The sequence below is a fragment of the Pelagivirga sediminicola genome, from assembly GCF_003072125.1.
Lineage (GTDB): Bacteria > Pseudomonadota > Alphaproteobacteria > Rhodobacterales > Rhodobacteraceae > Roseovarius > Roseovarius sediminicola.
The window spans coordinates 128,360-146,113 of record NZ_QCYH01000001.1 but is presented as its reverse complement, the minus strand read 5'-3'; the positions used below and the strand labels follow the sequence as shown (position 1 = coordinate 146,113).

Genomic DNA, 17,754 nt, shown 5'->3' with positions numbered 1-17,754 from the left:
GCACCGCGGCCCGGCGCTTACTCCGCCTTTTCCGCCAGCGCGAGCCATTCCTCCTCGGCCTCGGCCAGCGCGCTTTGGCGCTGGGTCAATGCCTCGGTCGCCTTGCGGAATTTCACCGGCTCCCGCGTGAACAGCTCGGGGTCCGACATCAGGATTTCCAGCTTGGCGATCTCGGCCTCCAGCCGCGACATGACGTCGGGCAGCTCGCTCAAACGATGCTTTTCCGTGAAACTCAAAGCGTCAGTTTTCGCCTTCTTCGGCGCGGCGCTGTCCTTGGGGGATGCGGCGCTCTTGGCCGGTCCGCTGGCGTAATCGGGCACCTGCTGGCGCTGCGCGCGGTAATCGCTCCAGCCGCCGGCATAGGCCGTGGCGCGCCCGTCCCCTTCCATCGCGATGGTCGTGGCGGCGACGCGGTCCAAGAAATCGCGATCATGGCTGACCAGGATGATGGTGCCGTCGTAATCGTCCAAGAGCTCCTGCAACAGATCCAGCGTCTCGATATCCAGATCGTTCGTCGGCTCGTCGAGTACCAGAAGATTCGATTCGCGCGCCATCAGCTTGGCCAGCAGCAGCCGCGCCTTCTCGCCGCCCGAGAGCGACCGGACCGGCGCGCGCGCCTGCGCCTCGTCAAACAGGAATTCCTTGAGATAGCCGACCACGTGGCGGGGCGATCCGCGCACCAGGATCTGGTCCGCCTTGCCGGAAACGCGCATGTCCGGATCGCCCGTGAGGCTGTCCCACAGGCTCATGTCCGGGTCGAGCTGCGCGCGCGCTTGATCGAAGATCGCGGGCAGCAGATTGGTGCCGAGGCTGACCGTGCCGCTATCGGGCGGCTCAAGGCCCATCAGCATGTTCAGCAGCGTCGTCTTGCCCACGCCATTAGGCCCGACCAGCGCCACGCGATCGCCGCGCTGGATCTTGATCGAGAAATCGCGCAGGATGATCTTGTCGCCGTAAGCCTTTGATATTCCGTCCGCCTCGATGACCTTCTTGCCGGATTTCGGCCCCGAATCGAGCGCCATCGCGGCGGTGCCCTGACGCTTGATCTGGCCCGCGCGCTCGGCGCGCAGATCCTGCAGGGCACGCACGCGGCCCTGGTTGCGCTTGCGCCGGGCGCTGATGCCTTCCACGGCCCAGCGGGCCTCGGACTTGATCTTGCGGTTGAGTTTGTGACGGGACTGATCCTCGTCCTCCCAGACCTTGTCGCGCCACTCCTCGAAATGGGCGAATCCCTTTTCCTGTCGCCGCACCATTCCCCGGTCAATCCAAAGGGTTGCGCGGGTAAGTTCACGCAAAAAAGCGCGGTCGTGGCTGATCAGGACATAGGCCGTGCGCGTGTCCTTCAGCGTCTGCTCCAGCCAGGCGATCGCTTCGATATCCAGATGGTTCGTCGGCTCGTCCAGAAGCATCAGCTCCGGCGCTTCGGCCATCAGCTTGGCCAGTGCGGCGCGGCGCCGCTCGCCGCCCGATGCCGTCTCGACCGGGCGGGCAGGATCGAATTTCAGCCCCTCGCCGGCCATCTCGACGCGGTACATCTCGGACGGATCCAGCGCGCTGCCGGCAAAATCGCCGAGCGTTGCGAACCCGGCCATGTCCGGTTCTTGCTCCATATAGCCGACCGAAGCCGCGGGCGCGACCGTGCGCGCGCCGGAATCAGCCTCGACCAGACCGGCCATCACCTTGAGAAGAGTGGACTTTCCCGAGCCATTGCGCCCCACCAGCGCGACGCGATCGCCCGGTTGGACGACCAGCGACAGATCCGCAAAAACGGGATCGCCCCCGAAGGTGAGCGAGATGTCGTTGAGTTGCAAAAGGGGGGGACGTGCGGCCATGAGCGCGGGCTACCTTGCCGCGCAGGCGCCGTCAAGCGCCGCCGCTCACTGCTCGCGCATCCGCCCGCAAAAGCCGCTGGCGCGCGGGCGGTATCGCGGCAATCTCGACCCCGGTAAAGACATGCAGCGTGTTCATCTGCGCGTCGACCACCGCATGATCGCTGACCTTGCCGCCCATCGCGAGGTAACTGCGCAAGAGCGGCGGCAGCGCGTGCAGGCCGCCCGCGCCCTGCCCGGCCCGCAGCGGCACGGTATGCGCCGCGCGCCGGCCCGGCGCCCAGTCCGGCGGCGCCAGGTGGCCGCGCGCCAGCAGATCGAACGCGCTGGCGTAAGGCGCCGGGTCAATGCCCCGGAACGAGGTGCAGCCAAACAGCATCTGCACCCCCGCCGCATCGACATGCGCCGTTATCGCCGCCCAGGCCGCGCGCAGGATATCGGGATCGCGCGTCGCGGGGTGGATACAGAAACGGCCCAGCTCGGTCATCGGGCTGCGCTTGCGCGACAGACGCCCCAGATCATAGAATCGCGCCGAATAGCTGCGCGCGATCTGCGCGCCACTCGCCAGCGGCATCATGCGGAAACAGCCCACCACACAGGCGCGGCGGCGGTCCTCGATCACGATGTGAAGGCAGGCCTCGTCGATCGTGTCCAGATCCGGCGCGCTCAGACCGAAGGCTGCGACGCGCAGCGCCTGCGCCTCGGCCAGATCCGCCGCGCCCTCGGCCATGCGAGCCACATAGCGCGGACCGTGCTGTATCGGGCGGCCCGCCTGCGGCACCGGCGGCGCGCCCGGCCTAGAAGAAGTCGGCCGGGTTGAGATTGCCAAAGTTGCCCAGGATCTGCTGCAGGAACCCTTTGCCGGACACGCTGCTGTCGGTGACGCGGCGCGACAGCGCGACCGGATGCCCGTCGCGCAGGCCAAAGCGTTCGATATTGGCGATCACCCCCTGGCCGTCAAAGCTGATGGCCAGAACCTGGCGGTCGACCACCTCGGGGCGCAGCATGCCGTAGGTCTTGACCCGGCTGCGCACGTAGTAATAGTCGCCCCCGCTCAGCAGCCCCGCCGCCGACGGCGCGCCGATCACGTCATCGACAGTCGCGCGCGTATCCACACCCGGCACCAGCTGTTGCAGATCCTCTTCGGGCGGCACATAGCCGTGATTCTGATACAGCGCCGTGCAGCCTGAAACGGCCGTCATCAAGGCCAGTCCGACCACCATAAAGGCGGCTTTCAGCGAAAATTCGGTCCCGAACATGACTGTCCTCTTGATATTGGCCCGGCGGGCCTTTTATCCCGCTTACATCAACCCGGCCCCTGTGTTCAAGAAAGGAAGCGTTCCGCCATGGCAAAGCCGCTGACCGAGCCCGCCGCCCTGCGCGTCGCCGACCTGCCCAAGGGGCGCACGCAATCGTTCGACATCACCCCGGACGCAGAGGCGCGCGCGGCGCTGGCAAGCGCCCTGGGCATCAACGCGCTGCGAAAGCTGCGATTTCACGGAACGCTTGCGCCGCTGGGCCGGCACGACTGGCGCATCAACGCCGATCTGGGCGCGACGGCCGTTCAGGATTGTGTCGTGACGCTGGCGCCCGTGACGACGCGCATCGACACGCGCGTCGAGCGCAGGTTCCTGTCCGACATGCCCGCCCCGTCCGAACTGGCCCCGACGCCCGAGGACGGCGTCGAGATGCCCGAGGACGACACGAACGAGCCCTTGGGCGATGTGATCGATCTGGCCCGCGTGCTGCACGAGGCGCTGGCGCTGGCGCTGCCGGACTATCCGCGCGCCGAAGGTGCCGACCTTGCGCGCGCGCAGGCGGCCCCGCCGGGCGCGGCGCCGCTGGAGGATGCGGATCTGAAGCCCTTCGCAGGTCTTGCCGGGCTGAAGCGCAAGCTGGAGGAAAACGGCGGCGACGAGAGCTGATCGCAGCGCGAGAATTCGCTTGCAGTTGCGGCGTTTCGCTGTATTTTCGCGCTTTCACGGGATTTGGGGTTGAACCGGCTCCGCAAGGCGGACTAAGAGCCGCTGAACCTTATGCAAACAGGGCCCGTTCGGCCCACAGGAATCGGGATCGCGACATGGCTGTCCAGCAGAACAAAGTATCGAAATCGCGCCGCAACAATCGCCGCGCACATGACGCCCTCAGCGGCGCCAACCCCAACGAGTGCCCGAACTGCGGCGAGCTGAAGCGCCCGCATCACGTTTGCTCGGCCTGCGGCCACTATGCCGATCGCGAAATCGTCGCGATGGCGGACGAGGTCGATCTGGACGACGACGCGGCCTGATCCGCGCCAGCGGCACCTCAACCAAGGACGGACCGCCCGTATGACCGTGCGTCCAGAGACCACAGACGCGGATGCAGGCCATCCCGGCCCATCCGCGGATGGTCCGGGCGCTATTGGCGCATCCAGAGGCAAGACCGTGATCTCCGTCGATGCGATGGGCGGGGATGCGGGCCCTGCCACTGTCGTTGCGGGAATCGCCGACAGCGCCCGCAAGAACCCGGACATTGCCTTTATCCTGCACGGCCCGAAAGCCGAGCTTGAACCGCTGGTCGCGCGCCACCGCGCGCTGGCGGAGTGTTGCGAGCTGCGCGATGCGCCCGGCGTCGTCACCATGAACGACAAGCCCGGCCATATCGCCCGTCATGGCAAGGATACCTCGATGTGGTCCGCGCTGGAATCGGTGCGCGCGGGCGAGGCGACGGTCTGTGTCTCCTGCGGTAATACCGGCGCGCTGATGCTGATGTCGGTGCTGCGCCTGCGCCGCCTGCCCGGCATCTATCGCCCTGCCATCGCGGTGATGTGGCCCTCGCGCAATCCCCAGGGATTCAACCTTTTGATGGATGGCGGCGCCGATATCAGCGCCGATGCCAAGGATCTGATGCAATATGCGCTGATGGGTGCGTCCTATGCGCGCGAGGGATTCGGCGTGACGCGCCCGCGCATCGGACTGATGAATGTCGGCACCGAAGAGCACAAGGGCCGCGCCGAGCTGCGCGAGGCGCATGATCTGATCAGCGCCCATGCACGCGGCGCCGATTTCGATTTCGTCGGGTTTGTCGAGGGGCGCGACCTGCCCGGCGACACCGCCGATGTGATCGTGACCGACGGGTTCACCGGAAATGTCGCGCTGAAGACCGGCGAAGGCACGGCGACGCTGATTGCGGACCTTCTGCGCGAGGCGTTTCAGTATTCGGTCACCTCGCGCATCGCCGCGCTACTGGCCTATCCGTCCTTGCGCCGCCTGAAAAAGCGGATCGACCCGCGCCGCGTCAATGGCGGCGTGTTCCTGGGCCTGAACGGCACCGTCGTGAAATCCCATGGCGCCGCGGACGAGACCGGCGTATCGGCGGCGGTCAAGCTGGCGTTCAAGCTGGCGCAGAAGGGATTCACGCAAAAACTGGCGGACCGGGTTGCAAAGGCGACCTTGATGTCGCAGGACCATGGCGCGGATGATGACGGCGCGGAGGGCGGCTCCGGCGGCGAAGACACCTCCAGCGAGGCCAAGACATGACCACACGCGCCGTTCCTCTCGGCATCGGCCATTACCTGCCCGAACGTATCGTGCCCAACGCCCATTTCGAGACGCTGGTCGACACCAGCGACGAGTGGATCCGCACCCGCTCGGGCATCGAGCGGCGCCATTTCGCCGCCGAGGATGAGACCACGTCCGATCTGGCGACCCATGCCGCGCGCGCCGCGCTCGATCATGCAGGGCTGGCCCCGGACGAGATTGACGGCATCATCGTCGCCACCTCCACCCCCGATCTGACCTTTCCATCGGTCGCGACAATGGTGCAGGCCAATCTGGGGATGACGCGCGGCTTTGCGTTTGACGTGCAGGCGGTCTGCGCCGGTTTCATCTTCGCGCTTTGCACGGCCGACGCGATGATCGTATCGGGCCAGGCGCGCCGCCTTCTGGTGATCGGCGCCGAGACCTTCAGCCGCATCATGGACTGGACCGATCGCAGCACCTGCGTGCTGTTCGGCGACGGCGCCGGCGCGCTGATCCTGGGCGCCGAGGATGGCGCGGGCACCTCGCAGGATCGCGGGATCCTCGCCACCGACCTGCACTCGGACGGGCGCCACCGCGACATGCTCTATGTCGATGGCGGTGTGTCCTCGACCGGCACCACCGGCAAGGTCCGCATGCAGGGCAATCCCCTCTTCCGGCAGGCCGTCGAGAAGCTGACCGAGACGGCGGATGCCGCGCTGGCCAAGGCGAACCTGACAGCAGATGACGTGGCGTGGATCGTGCCGCATCAGGCCAATATCCGCATCATCCAAGGCACGGCGAAAAAGATGGGCGTGTCGATGGACCGCGTCATCCTGACGGTGCAGGACCACGGCAATACCTCGGCCGCGTCGATCCCGCTGGCGATGTCGGTCGGCGTGCGCGACGGGCGCATCAAGCGCGGCGATCTGCTGCTGAGCGAGGCGATCGGCGGCGGATTGGCCTGGGGCGCGGTCGCGCTGCGCTGGTAGGATGGCAAATTCACGCTGCCGCCGCACTTAAACGGTCCATTCCAAGCCATTGTAATTGACTCGCAAATTTCTTCGCCCCTATTGTTGGCAAACTGCAATCGGGGGATGGCGATGAGTGACAAGACATTGACGCGCATGGATTTGAGCGAGGCGATCTTTCGCGAGGTCGGCCTGTCCCGTAATGATTCGTCGCAGCTGGTGGAAAGCGTGCTGGAGCATATGTCGGACGCGCTGGTGCGCGGCGAGCAGGTGAAGATCTCGTCCTTCGGCACATTTTCGGTGCGCGAGAAGTCCGCGCGCGTCGGCCGCAATCCGAAGACCGGCGAGGAGGTTCCCATCAACCCGCGCCGCGTTCTCACCTTTCGTCCGTCGCATCTGATGAAGGATCGCGTGGCGGCCGGCAACAAGCGCTAGGCAGGCAATGTCAAAATCCGCAGACGCCTTTCGGACCATCAGCGAAGTCGCAGACTGGCTGGGCATTCCCGCCCATGTCCTGCGCTTCTGGGAGAGCAAGTTCACCCAGGTGAAACCGGTCAAGCGCGCCGGCGGGCGCCGCTATTACCGCCCCGCCGACATGCAGTTGCTGGGCGGGATTCGCAAGCTGCTGCATGACGAGGGGATGACGATCAAGGGCGTCCAAAAAGTGATGCGCGATCAGGGCGTGCGCCATGTCGCCGCCATGTCCCCCCCGCTCGATGCCGATCTGGAAGAGGCGATCGCCGGCATCGCGCTCGATGTGACCGAGGCCGAGGAGCCGCGCGGCACGGTGCTGAGCTTTGATCGCGGCAGTGCAGATGCGCCGCAGGCGGCCGAGCCGCAGCTGGAGGATGACGCACCTTCAGCGCCCCCGGTCGATGCTGAGGAGAATGCCGCCTCGGCAGAAAGCGACGCAGAAATCCCGGCCCCGCAAAAGCCCGCGTCGGCGGACCCTACAGATAGCACCTCCGCGCCGGACGATGCGAGCGATGCAAGCGCGCCCGCCGAGGAGGACCACACGGGCGAGCCCCGCGCCGCGCAGCCAACGCCCAAGCCTGCGACCGAAGCGGCACGCACATCCCCAGCCCCCCCCGAGGATGCGGCGCCCGCCGCCCCCGCACCGGCCGAGCCTGCCACCAAGCGCCCCGCACGCATCACCGTTCCGGACGATCCGGTCGATACCGTCCCCGCGCCTGCCTCGCAGCTGAGCGCGCTGGCGGGCATGGACGCTGCCGCACTGGACACGCACCGCCCGGCTCTGCGCGATCTTTCCGGGCGCATGGCAGAGCTGCGCGCGCGGATGGGCAGCGCGAAAACTTCGTGATGGCAGGGCGGTAAAAATCGGAAATACCTCTTGTCCCTGCTCCAGAAACAGGTATGACACCCACATCGTCGGGCTATGGCGCAGCCTGGTAGCGCGTCCGTCTGGGGGACGGAAGGTCGCAGGTTCGAGTCCTGCTAGCCCGACCATAACCACCCTCCCCGTTTTACAAAAAATCGCTCTACCTGCCGCAGTTCCGGGAGCGCCCGGAATTGCCAAGACCGCCCCTGGCGGGTACATCTTTGGAGATTTCAAAAGGACGCATCAATGACCGGGGTTCTCTCCAGCCAGCAGATCCGATCGTTGATCGACAGCGGTGCCATCACCGCCGCCCCCGCTATCCTGCCCGCCCAGATTCAGCCGGCGAGCCTCGATCTGCGGTTGGGCGATATCGCCTACCGCGTGCGCGCCTCCTTCCTTGCCGGTGAAGGGCGCAGCGTCGCCGAGCGGTTGACCGAGTTCGAGATGCATCGCATCGACCTGCGCGCCGGTGCGGTGCTGGAAAAGGGCTGCGTCTATGTGGTCCCGCTGATAGAATCGCTTGCCCTGCCCGAGGGCGTTCAGGCGACGGCCAATGCCAAATCCTCAACCGGGCGGCTGGATCTTTTGACCCGCGCCGTCACCGATGGCGGCGCCGAGTTTGACCGCGTTCCCGCCGGCTATCACGGCCCGCTTTATGCCGAGATCTGCCCCCGCTCCTTCTCGGTTCTGGTGCGTCCCGGGATGCGGCTGAACCAGATCCGGTTCAGCAGCGGCGAGGCGGTCCTGAGCGACGCCGAACTGTCAGAGCTGCATGCGCGCCAGCGGCTGGTCGATTGCACGCCGGTCATCAGCGACGGCCTCGGGTTTTCAGTCGACCTGCGCCCTGAAACCGGCACGCTGGTCGGCTATCGGGCCAAGCCACATGCCGGCGTGATTGACCTTGACACTATCGGGCATTACGACCCTGCCGACTTCTGGGAAGAGGTTCACACGGACGAGGGGCGGATCATCCTTGATCCCGGCGCGTTCTACATCCTTGTCAGCCGCGAAGCGGTCCATATACCCCCCGACTACGCCGCCGAGATGGCGCCCTACCTGGCCATGGTCGGAGAGTTCCGCGTTCACTATGCCGGATTTTTCGATCCCGGATTTGGCCACGACGCCGCCGGCGGCACAGGTGCGCGCGGCGTGCTGGAGGTCCGCTGTCACGAAGCGCCCTTCGTGCTCGAACACGGCCAGACGGTGGGGCGGTTGATCTACGAGCGCATGGAGCAAGTGCCCGCCACTCTTTATGGCGCCGATCTAAGCTCCAACTACCAAGGCCAAGGTCTGAAATTATCCAAGCACTTCAAGTCCGTATAAAGCGAACTTGACGCTTTGCATTACATTCGGCCGATCCGGCGCGCCATCTTCATCGTGCTGCGCGCGCGTTTCTGCGTCTGCTTGGTGTCGGGGCTTTTGCCCGGCGCCTTGCCCTTGTTCATGCGCTTACCGGCAGCGCCGATTCCCGCGTTGACACCCGTCCGCATAAGACGGCGCATGATCATGCGTATCGCCATGTTGATCATCCGATTGGCATTCATTGCGCGCTCCTGCTTTTCCTCACATGGTCTATATAGCAAAGAATGATGGAGATTTCAGGGCGTTTGCGATTATTCTTCAAAAAGCTCGCTCTGATCGCCGTCCTTCAGCGGTAATTCGTCCTCGTCATCCTCGGATTTAGCGCCGGGCATGGACATGGGCGGCAACCGGCTGTCCAGCAGACCGGCGGCGCGCAATTCCCTGAGACCGGGCAGATCGCGCGCGGTTTCCAATCCGAAATGCCCCAGAAACGTGTCCGTCACCACGAAGGTGACCGGCCTGCCCGGCGTCATCTTGCGGCGACCAAAGCGGATCCATTCCATTTCCAGCAACTGGTCCACCGTGCCGCGGCTGACCGAAACGCCACGGATTTCCTCGATCTCGGCGCGCGTGACAGGCTGGTGATAGGCGATGATCGCCAGCGTTTCGATCGCCGCGCGGCTGAGTTTGCGGATCTCCACCGTCTCGCGCTGCATGAGGTATCCCAGATCGGGCGCCGTGCGCAGCGCATAGCCGTCGCCGATCCGCGCCAGGCTCACGCCGCGCCCCTCATAGCGGCGGCGCAGATGCACCAGCGCCTCGGCAGCGTCGCAGCCATGCGGAAGGCGCGCATCAAGCTCACGCGCACTGATCGGCTCGGATGTGGCAAAGAGGATGGCCTCGACCATGCGCTCCTGCTCGGCCATCGGCGGAGCCTCGAACAGCGACTCTCTTTCTGTTTCAGCGTCTTGCGGCATGAACCTAACCTCGCCTGCGAAGTTCGATCGGCGCGAAGGCCTCGGATTGACGCAGCTCGATCCGGCCCTCCTTGGCCAGTTCCAGCGATGCGGCGAATGTCGACGCCGCGGCCGAACGGCGGCGCGCGGGATCCGTGCCGAAACCTTCGGGCAAATAGGCGGAAATGTCCGTCCACTCCCCGGCAAACCCGATCAATCCGCGCATTCGGTCCAGCGCCTGCTCCAGCGAAAAGATCGCCTCGCGGTCCATTGCGTAGGGGCGGAACTCATCCCGGGTGCGGGTGCGTGCGTAGCCCTGCATCAGGTCCAGAAGCGTGGCGGTATAGGTCACCTTACGGGTGCGGGTGACCGTTTCCGGCTGCCCGCGGACAAAGAAATCACGGCCCAGCTGATCGCGCGCCATCAGCCGCGCCGCAACGTCGCGCATCGCCTGAAGACGCTCCAACTGAAAGGCCAGATGCGCGGCCATCTCCTCGCCCGACGGGCCCTCTTCTTCGGGATCGGGAGGCAGCAGAAGGCGTGATTTCAGAAAGGCGAGCCATGCGGCCATCACAAGGTAATCCGCCGCCAGCTCCAGCCGCAGCTGTCGGGCTTTCTCCACGAATTCAAGGTATTGCCGGGCGAGGTTCAGAATACTGATCTTACGCAGATCTACCTTTTGCGTCCGGCTCAGCGTCAGCAACAGGTCCAGCGGCCCCTCGAAGCCATCGACATCAACGATCAGCGCCTCCGCGGCCAGCCGTTCGGCGACCGCGCCCGGCGCCTCGGCCCAGTCATCCGCCATATGTCAGCCCGCCGCTCATGGCAGACAGCTTTGCGTCCAGCGCCGGAATGTCAACCTCCGTCGGCGTGCGCCGCGCGGCCAGCGCGGCCTCGGCGCGGGCCTGCCCGGCATCGTCGAGGCGCCCGGCGATATCGGCCACGGCGCGCCGGTCCTCCAGCGACGCGTTGCACAGCAGCGCCACGTCACAGCCAGCATCCAGCGAGGCGCGCGTGATCTCCGTCAGGCTGCCCTTGAGCGCCTTCATCGAGATGTCATCGGTCATGATCAACCCGCCAAAGCCGATCTCGTCGCGGATCAGCCCCATCATCACCGGCGACACCGTGGCCGGCCGCGCATCCAGCGCGGAGTAGACCAGATGCGCGGTCATCCCTATCGGCAGATCGCTCAGCGCCTTAAAAGGGGCGAAATCGCAGGCCTCCAGCACCTCGCGGGGCTCGGCCACCACGGGCAGGTCCAGATGGCTATCGGCCTGCGCGCGCCCATGTCCGGGAATGTGTTTGAGCACCGGCAGAACGCCGCCATCCAGCAGACCCTCGGCCACCGCGCGGCCCAGATCGGCCACCTCGGCTGCGTCCGTGCCATAGCAGCGATCGCGCAGAAACCCATGCGTGACGGCGCCGGCGACATCCACCAGCGGCGCGCAATTGCTGTCGATGCCAAGGCCGTGCAGTTCGTCCGCGATCAGGCGATAGCGCAGATACATCGCCTCGCGGGCCTGCGCGCCCGCGGCCTGCACATGATCCAGCGGGGCGGGCCATTTGCGCCATGTCGGCGGGCGCAGACGCTGCACGCGGCCGCCCTCCTGATCGATGGTGATCGGTGCATCGCGCCCCACGGCGGCGCGCATCTCGTCACACAAGGCGCGCACCTGGTCGGGCGTGTCGATGTTGCGCGCAAACAGGATGAAGCCGAACGGGTCCGCCTCCGCAAAGAGCCGCTTTTCCTCCGCGGTCAGCCGCAGACCGTCCGCGTCAAGGATCGTCGCGCCGAAATGTGTCATGTGGCAGGTGTCATCAACATGAGGTTCACCGCGTAACCACCGGAATACATTCCGCCTTTTCAGATACCAAGGCCGAGCAGAAGCGCCGCGCCTCGGCCAGATCGTCAAATCCCATGGCGCGCAGGCGATAGAAGGTTCGCCCGCCACTGGTGGCGCGCTGGATCACGCGATCCTTGCCGGCGAGATATTCCTCGAACCGGGCGTCCAGACGGTTCCATTCCTCCCGCGCGATCTCTTCGCTGGAGAAGGCGCCAAGCTGTGCAAGGCGGGTGCCGACAGGGATCGTTTCGGGGTCAACGTCGCGCCCGCCCGGCGCGGCAGGCGCGGCGGCGGCCACTTCACGGATATTGCTGAGCCCGGACGGGCGCGCGCGGGGGCGCATGGAGGCCGCAACAGCGCCCTCATCTTCGGGCTCGGCGGCGTCCGCATCGGACGGATCCGGCAGATCCTCCATCGGTGTGATGCCTTGACTGATGGATTCGGCCAGAGCCAGCATGTCAGGCTCGGCCTGAGTGTCGGTCTGAGCCTCCGACCGCGCCTCGGCCTCGGCGATTTCCATCTCGGGCGTCTCCGGTAACTCGGGCGCGGCCTGCGCGGTCTGGACATCACTTTCGGGGGCCGGTTCCGGTGCGTCTGTGATGCCCGCCGCATCCTCATCGCTCAGATCGAGCGGCGCGGGGGCGAGGATCAGCTGGTCGGGCGCGGTTCCGGCGGCTCCGACGGCGGCGACGTCGTTTACCGAAAGCCCCTGGTTCTGGGTCTGGCGGCCGCCCGGATCCTCGGGCTGCACGCGCATCGGGCCTTCGGCGGCGCGGATCACCGGCACGCCGCTGACATCGCGCACCAGAAGCTTGTAGCCCCAGACACCAAGGCCGATCACCAGCCCGACGGACAGGATCGAGCCGAGCGCATAGGTCGCGCGCGTGACCAGATGAACAGGCGTATCTTCGCTGCGCGAAGTTTGCTGCGGATCCTCTTGAAATGATGCCATTTACTGCCTCTTCTACACCAGCGGATCAAACCCGCCGGCATGACTGCCCCGCCCGTCTTTCCGCCCGGCGTCTGTGCCGCTTCAGCGCATCTCTTCTGCCGGTGTGACGCCCAAGATACCCAAACCTGCGGAAATAACAACGGTAGCAGCCCGGACGAGGGCGATTTTCGCCTGACTTGTCGCAGCATCCCCCTCCTGCAGAAACCGCAGCTCGGGCGCGTCATGGCCCCGGTTCCAGAGCGCATGAACCTCCGACGCCAGATCATAGAGATAGAATGCCACGCGATGCGGCTCGTTCGTGCGCCCGGCAAGCTCGACCAGACGGGGCCATTCGGCGATCTTGCGCGCCAGCGTCAATTCGGCCTCGTGCGACAGAAGGCTCAGATCAGCCGCTCCAAGCGCCGCGTCGCTGGCATCGATCCCCGCGTCGGCCGCCTTGCGCAGCACCGAGCAGACGCGCGCATGGGCGTATTGGACATAAAAGACGGGGTTGTCCTTGGACTGCTCCAGCACCTTGTCGAAATCGAAATCAAGCGGCGCGTCATTCTTGCGCGTCAGCATCACGAAGCGCGTCACATCCGCGCCGACCAGGTCCACGACATCGCGCAGGGTGACGAACGTGCCCGCACGCTTGGACATCTTGAACGGCTCGCCGTTCTTCCACAGCTTGACCAGTTGCGTCAGCTTGATCTCCAGCGGCACCTTGCCATCCGACAGCGCCGAAACGGCGGCCTTCATGCGTTTGACATAGCCGCCATGATCCGCGCCAAACACGTCGATCAGCAGATCGAAGCCGCGCGTGATCTTGTCATAGTGATAGGCGATGTCCGGCGCGAAATAGGTCCAGCTGCCGTCGGATTTCTTGACCGGGCGATCCACGTCGTCACCGTGCGCGGTGGAGCGGAACAGCGTCTGCTCGCGCGGCTCCCAATCATCGGGCATCTTGCCCTTGGGCGGCTCCAGCACGCCCTCGTAGATCAGGCCCTTGGCATCCAGCGACGCAATCGCCTTTTCGATCAGGCCGGTGCCGTAGAAGGATTTTTCGGAGCTGAACCTGTCCATCTCGACGCCGAGCGATTTCAGGTCGGCACGGATCAGGTCCATCATCGCGTCGGTGGCATAGTCGCGCAGTTCGGCCAGCCAGACATCTTCGGGCTGGCCCACCCAGATATCGCCGATCTTCTGCTTCAGCGCCTCGCCGACCTCGATCAGGTAGTCGCCGGGATAGGTGCCGTCGGGGAAATCCACGGCGCGGCCATGCGCCTCAAGATAGCGCAGATAGACCGACCGCGCCAATGTGTCGACCTGCCCGCCGCCATCGTTGATGTAATATTCGCGCGTGACGTCATGGCCGGTGAAATCCAGCAGGCTGGCCAGCGCATCGCCGAAAACGGCGCCCCGCGTGTGGCCCACATGAAGCGGGCCGGTGGGGTTGGCGCTGACATATTCGACGTTGACGCGCCGCCCCTGCCCCATCTGCGAGCGGCCAAAGCCCGCGCCCTGGTCCATCACCGCGCGCACCACGTCCTGCCAGCAGGAAGGCGCAAGGCGCAGGTTCAAAAATCCGGGGCCGGCCACCTCGGCGGTGTCGATGCGCGCATCGCGCATCAGCTCGGCGGCCAGCGCATCGGCAATCTCGCGCGGCCTGAGGCCCGCAGGCTTGGCCAGCACCATCGCGGCGTTGGTGGCCATGTCGCCATGCGCCGGATCGCGCGGCGGCTCGACCGTGACGTTGGCGCGGTCAAGGCCCGCGGGCAGCAGCCCGGCGCCCTCGAGCGCGGTCAGTGCCTCCAGAACAGCGGCGCGGATATCGGTGAATAGGTTCATGGCTTGGCTTCCTTGCATACGCGGCCCGGTTTATCACCAAGGCCGCGCGCGTCAATCCACAGCTGGATCACCGGGTATTTCCGCCCCCTTTGCCTTGGCCTTGGCGTTTGCATCGGCCTCGGTCCGGGCGTCGGCCTCGGCCTCCTCCCGCGACTGCTCGGCGGCCTTCTGGGCATCCTCGGCCTGATCCTCGGTGGCGCCCTTGCGCTCGGCCGAGTCGGCGGCACGCTCGCGGGCTGGCGACAGGGCCAGCAGCCGCATGCCGGGGCCTGCCTTGATCTCAGCGTCGCCGGCGATGATGCGCATGTTGCGCCCCGGCGTCAGCTCGGCCAGCGGGACCGACTCGGGGTTGTCCTCGCGCCAGTCATCCACCGAATATTCCTCGGTGATGTTGGTCGAGCGGACCTCCCAGCCCTCCTGGATACGGCGGGCAAGCTCAAGATAGCGCAGCCCGCCTGCGATGCTGCGCCCGCCCAGCGTGGCAGGCAGCGCGTGGCGCGTCTGCTCCTGCTTGGCGCGTTTCAGCTGATAGACATGCTCGCGCCCGAATTCGGGGGCAAGATCAGTGGCCACCAGCGTGTTGTAGGCATCATTGTCCGATGTGGCGATAACGCGCCCATAGCTGATGAACTCGACACCATGCTCGGCCCCGTCCGACAGGATATCGCCCACATAGATCGGCAATCCCATCTCGCGGGCGCTGCGCAGGCGCGCGCGGTTGGCGTCGGCGATCAGCACGGGGATCTCCTCCTTTTGCAGGGCCTCGGCGAAGGCGGCGGAAAAGCGCGAGCCGCCGACGAAGATCACCCCCGGCACGCTGGTGCCCGCCAGCCCCAGCGCCTGACCAAGCGGGCGCAGGGTAAAGCCGTGCAGCACCACCGTGGCCGCCACCAGCACAAAGGCCAGTGGCGTCAGCAGCGCCGCATCCTCGACACCCGCGCTGACCAGCCGCTCGGAGAAAAGACCCGCAACCGCCACCAGAACCACGCCGCGCGGGCCCGTGAGAGCCACCAGAAGACGCTCTTTCATCGGGATGTTGGTGAAGGCCAGCGACAGCATGACCGTCGCCGGGCGCACAACGAGAATGACGACCACGACAAAGATCAGCGCGGGCCAGCCCAGCAGGCTCAGCCGCTCGATGTCCATGGATGCGGCCAGCAGGATGAAGACGCCCGATACCAGAAGGACGGTCGCGTGCTCCTTGAAACGGCGCAGCTCGGTATAGCTGGGCAGGCCCGCGTTGGCGATGTAGAAGCCCATGATCGTGACCGCCAGAAGGCCGCTTTCATGCAGCAGGCTGTCGGCCAGTGCAAAGACGATCAGCAGCGACGCGAAAAGCACCGGCACCTTCATGAATTCCGGCACCCGCCCGCGGCGGAACCCCTCGGACAGGAACCAGCCCGCGGCGATACCCATGACCGTGGCGCCGATGATACCCACGCTCATGTCCCAGACCGCCGCGCCGAACGTCTCGGTCGCGTAGATCACCAGCACCACCTCGAAGGCGAGCACCGCGGCCAGCGCGCCGATGGGATCGTTCACGATTGCCTCCCATTGCAGCAGTTGCGCGGGGCGCTTGGCCAGTCGCGCGGTGCGCAAAAGCGGCGCGATCACGGTCGGGCCGGTGACGATCATAATCCCGCCGAACACCGCCGAGCTGGCCCAGCTCAGCCCCGCCACGTAATGCAGTGCCAGCGCCGAGCCTGCCCAGCCCACGGGCGCGCCGATCAGCACCAGCCGCCGCACCCCCTTGGCCGCCTCGCGCAGCGATTGCAGGTTCAGCGTCATGCCGCCCTCGAAAAGGATGATCGCCACCGCAATGCTGATCATAGGCGTCATCAGCGGGCCGATGTCGCGCTCGGGGTGGAAGATCCCGAGGCCCGGCCCGATCACGAGGCCCGCCAGCAGCATCAGCACGATGGCCGGCAGGCGCAGCTTCCACGCCACCCATTGCGATCCCACGCCGATGGCCCCCACCAGCGCAAAGGCCATGATCGGCGACATCGCGCCTGCTGTCTCGACTGCCATTCAACGTCTCTCCATCTCGTCGGGCCAGGACCCTGCCCCGCCGGGACCGCCCAGATGCCGCGCATGCTGTGCCAGCGCAAAGCGGTCGGTCATCCCGGCGATATAATCGCTGACCAGCCGGGCCAGCTCGGTTGTCGTCTTGGCCGCGTCGACATCGCCCTGCCAGCGGCGCGGCAGATGTTCGGGCTGCTCCATGTAGAATGGAAACAACCCGTCGACCACATTGGTTGCCTGCGCGCGCTGAACCATCACCTTGGGCGCGCGGTACATCCGCGTAAAGAGGAAGCGGCGCACCCCCTGAAGATCGCTCCAAAGCACCGGGGAAAACCGGATCACGGGCCGCCCCAGGGTGCGCACGGCATCGATATCGCGCAGCCCCGCCTCGGCGATGATCGCGCGCGAGGTGTCGATCACATCGGCCACCATCACCCCAAAGACGCGGCGCAGCGCCTCGTGCCGACGCCGGTAGGCGTCAAGACCGGGATAGAGCCGGTCCACCTCGGCATAGCAGGGCCCGACGATCGGCAGCCCGGCAACCTCGGCCTCGGTGAACAGGCCCGCGCGCAGGCCGTCGTGCAGATCGTGATTGTTATAGGCGATGTCGTCGGCCAGCGCGGCAACCTGCGCCTCGGCGCTGGCATGGGTGTGCAGCTGCAGATCGTGCAGGGCCGCGTATTCGGCCAGCGCATAGGGCAGATCGCCGGTGACCGGGCCGTTATGCTTGGCCAGCCCCTCCAGCGTTTCCCATGTCAGGTTCAGACCGTCGAACTCGGCATAGTGACGCTCCAGCGCCGTGACGATGCGGATGGCCTGCGCGTTGTGATCAAAACCGCCGTAGGGCTGCATCAGGCGATGCAGCGCATCCTCTCCGGTATGGCCAAAGGGGGTGTGCCCCAGATCATGCGCCAGCGCGACCGCCTCGGTAAGCTCGCCATTGAGGCCAAGCGCGCCGGAAATCGTGCGCGCCACCTGCGCCACCTCGATGGAATGGGACAGGCGCGTGCGGAAATAATCGCCCTCGTGGGCGACGAACACCTGCGTCTTGTGCTTGAGCCTGCGGAACGCGCTGGAATGGATGATGCGGTCGCGATCCCGCTGAAAGCACGAGCGGAACGCGCTTTCCTCTTCGGGCGTGCGCCGCCCCCGCGAGGCGGCGGGACGCGCGGCAATGGGCGACGTGGCGGGCGCTGTCATGGCGGGCCTCCTTGC

General features: G+C 66.1%; 18 protein-coding genes and 1 tRNA gene. 8 read left to right on the top strand and 11 right to left on the bottom strand.

Annotated elements, in window-relative coordinates; translation table 11 throughout:
• Positions 1-17: 17 nt before the first annotated feature.
• The 3 genes from DC366_RS00625 to DC366_RS00615 all read right to left on the bottom strand — a co-directional run bounded on the left by DC366_RS00625 (position 18) and on the right by DC366_RS00615 (position 3,088).
• On the bottom strand, positions 18-1,832 hold the full coding sequence (locus DC366_RS00625) for an ABC-F family ATP-binding cassette domain-containing protein (RefSeq protein ID WP_108690260.1): 1,815 nt from the start codon (positions 1,830-1,832) through the stop codon (positions 18-20).
• A gap of 31 nt (positions 1,833-1,863) precedes the next feature.
• On the bottom strand, positions 1,864-2,559 hold the full coding sequence (locus DC366_RS00620; protein ID WP_108690259.1) for a GNAT family N-acetyltransferase: 696 nt from the start codon (positions 2,557-2,559) through the stop codon (positions 1,864-1,866).
• Positions 2,560-2,626: 67 nt separating this feature from the next.
• A complete protein-coding gene (locus tag DC366_RS00615; RefSeq protein WP_243404992.1) occupies positions 2,627-3,088 on the bottom strand; it encodes an outer membrane protein assembly factor BamE in 462 nt (153 codons plus the stop codon).
• Between the two features lie 87 nt (positions 3,089-3,175).
• Between DC366_RS00615 and DC366_RS00610 the strand changes: the two genes are divergently transcribed.
• The 8 genes from DC366_RS00610 (at position 3,176) to DC366_RS00575 (ending at position 8,959) form a co-directional block, all read left to right on the top strand.
• A complete protein-coding gene (locus DC366_RS00610; RefSeq protein WP_207768640.1) occupies positions 3,176-3,754 on the top strand; it encodes a YceD family protein in 579 nt (192 codons plus the stop codon).
• A 155-nt stretch (positions 3,755-3,909) separates the two neighbouring features.
• On the top strand, positions 3,910-4,116 hold the full coding sequence (gene rpmF / locus DC366_RS00605; RefSeq protein ID WP_108690258.1) for a 50S ribosomal protein L32: 207 nt from the start codon (positions 3,910-3,912) through the stop codon (positions 4,114-4,116).
• A gap of 40 nt (positions 4,117-4,156) precedes the next feature.
• The gene (gene plsX / locus DC366_RS00600; RefSeq protein WP_108690257.1) at positions 4,157-5,347 is read left to right on the top strand and encodes a phosphate acyltransferase PlsX; all 1,191 of its coding nucleotides are present in this window, start codon (positions 4,157-4,159) and stop codon (positions 5,345-5,347) included.
• Complete coding sequence (locus tag DC366_RS00595) at positions 5,344-6,318, top strand: beta-ketoacyl-ACP synthase III (RefSeq protein ID WP_108690256.1); 975 nt, start codon at positions 5,344-5,346, stop codon at positions 6,316-6,318. The genes plsX and DC366_RS00595 overlap by 4 nt, the downstream gene beginning before the upstream one ends.
• A gap of 111 nt (positions 6,319-6,429) precedes the next feature.
• Positions 6,430-6,732: an integration host factor subunit alpha gene (gene ihfA, locus DC366_RS00590; protein WP_108690781.1), complete on the top strand. Its 303-nt coding sequence runs from the start codon at positions 6,430-6,432 to the stop codon at positions 6,730-6,732.
• Between the two features lie 7 nt (positions 6,733-6,739).
• Positions 6,740-7,618, top strand: a complete 879-nt coding sequence (locus DC366_RS00585) for a MerR family transcriptional regulator (protein WP_108690255.1) — start codon at positions 6,740-6,742, stop codon at positions 7,616-7,618.
• A 69-nt stretch (positions 7,619-7,687) separates the two neighbouring features.
• A tRNA-Pro gene (locus DC366_RS00580) sits at positions 7,688-7,764 on the top strand.
• A 118-nt stretch (positions 7,765-7,882) separates the two neighbouring features.
• Positions 7,883-8,959: a 2'-deoxycytidine 5'-triphosphate deaminase gene (locus tag DC366_RS00575; protein WP_108690254.1), complete on the top strand. Its 1,077-nt coding sequence runs from the start codon at positions 7,883-7,885 to the stop codon at positions 8,957-8,959.
• Between the two features lie 20 nt (positions 8,960-8,979).
• Here the strand turns inward: DC366_RS00575 and DC366_RS00570 are convergent, their stop codons facing one another.
• The 8 genes from DC366_RS00570 to DC366_RS00535 form a co-directional block, all read right to left on the bottom strand.
• Entirely contained in the window at positions 8,980-9,180 is a 201-nt protein-coding gene (locus tag DC366_RS00570; protein ID WP_133176145.1) for a hypothetical protein, read from the bottom strand.
• A gap of 69 nt (positions 9,181-9,249) precedes the next feature.
• On the bottom strand, positions 9,250-9,915 hold the full coding sequence (gene scpB, locus DC366_RS00565) for an SMC-Scp complex subunit ScpB (RefSeq protein ID WP_108690252.1): 666 nt from the start codon (positions 9,913-9,915) through the stop codon (positions 9,250-9,252).
• Between the two features lie 4 nt (positions 9,916-9,919).
• Positions 9,920-10,699, bottom strand: coding sequence for a segregation and condensation protein A (locus tag DC366_RS00560; protein WP_108690251.1), 780 nt, complete (start codon positions 10,697-10,699; stop codon positions 9,920-9,922).
• Positions 10,689-11,699, bottom strand: a complete 1,011-nt coding sequence (nagZ, locus tag DC366_RS00555; protein ID WP_108690250.1) for a beta-N-acetylhexosaminidase — start codon at positions 11,697-11,699, stop codon at positions 10,689-10,691. The genes DC366_RS00560 and nagZ overlap by 11 nt, the downstream gene beginning before the upstream one ends.
• Positions 11,700-11,724: 25 nt before the next feature.
• On the bottom strand, positions 11,725-12,690 hold the full coding sequence (locus tag DC366_RS00550) for an SPOR domain-containing protein (protein ID WP_108690249.1): 966 nt from the start codon (positions 12,688-12,690) through the stop codon (positions 11,725-11,727).
• Positions 12,691-12,771: 81 nt separating this feature from the next.
• Positions 12,772-14,517, bottom strand: a complete 1,746-nt coding sequence (argS, locus tag DC366_RS00545; protein ID WP_108690248.1) for an arginine--tRNA ligase — start codon at positions 14,515-14,517, stop codon at positions 12,772-12,774.
• A gap of 51 nt (positions 14,518-14,568) precedes the next feature.
• Positions 14,569-16,545: a cation:proton antiporter gene (locus tag DC366_RS00540; RefSeq protein WP_108690247.1), complete on the bottom strand. Its 1,977-nt coding sequence runs from the start codon at positions 16,543-16,545 to the stop codon at positions 14,569-14,571.
• Positions 16,546-17,739, bottom strand: a complete 1,194-nt coding sequence (locus DC366_RS00535) for a deoxyguanosinetriphosphate triphosphohydrolase (RefSeq protein ID WP_108690246.1) — start codon at positions 17,737-17,739, stop codon at positions 16,546-16,548. It abuts the gene before it with no gap.
• Positions 17,740-17,754: the final 15 nt, after the last annotated feature.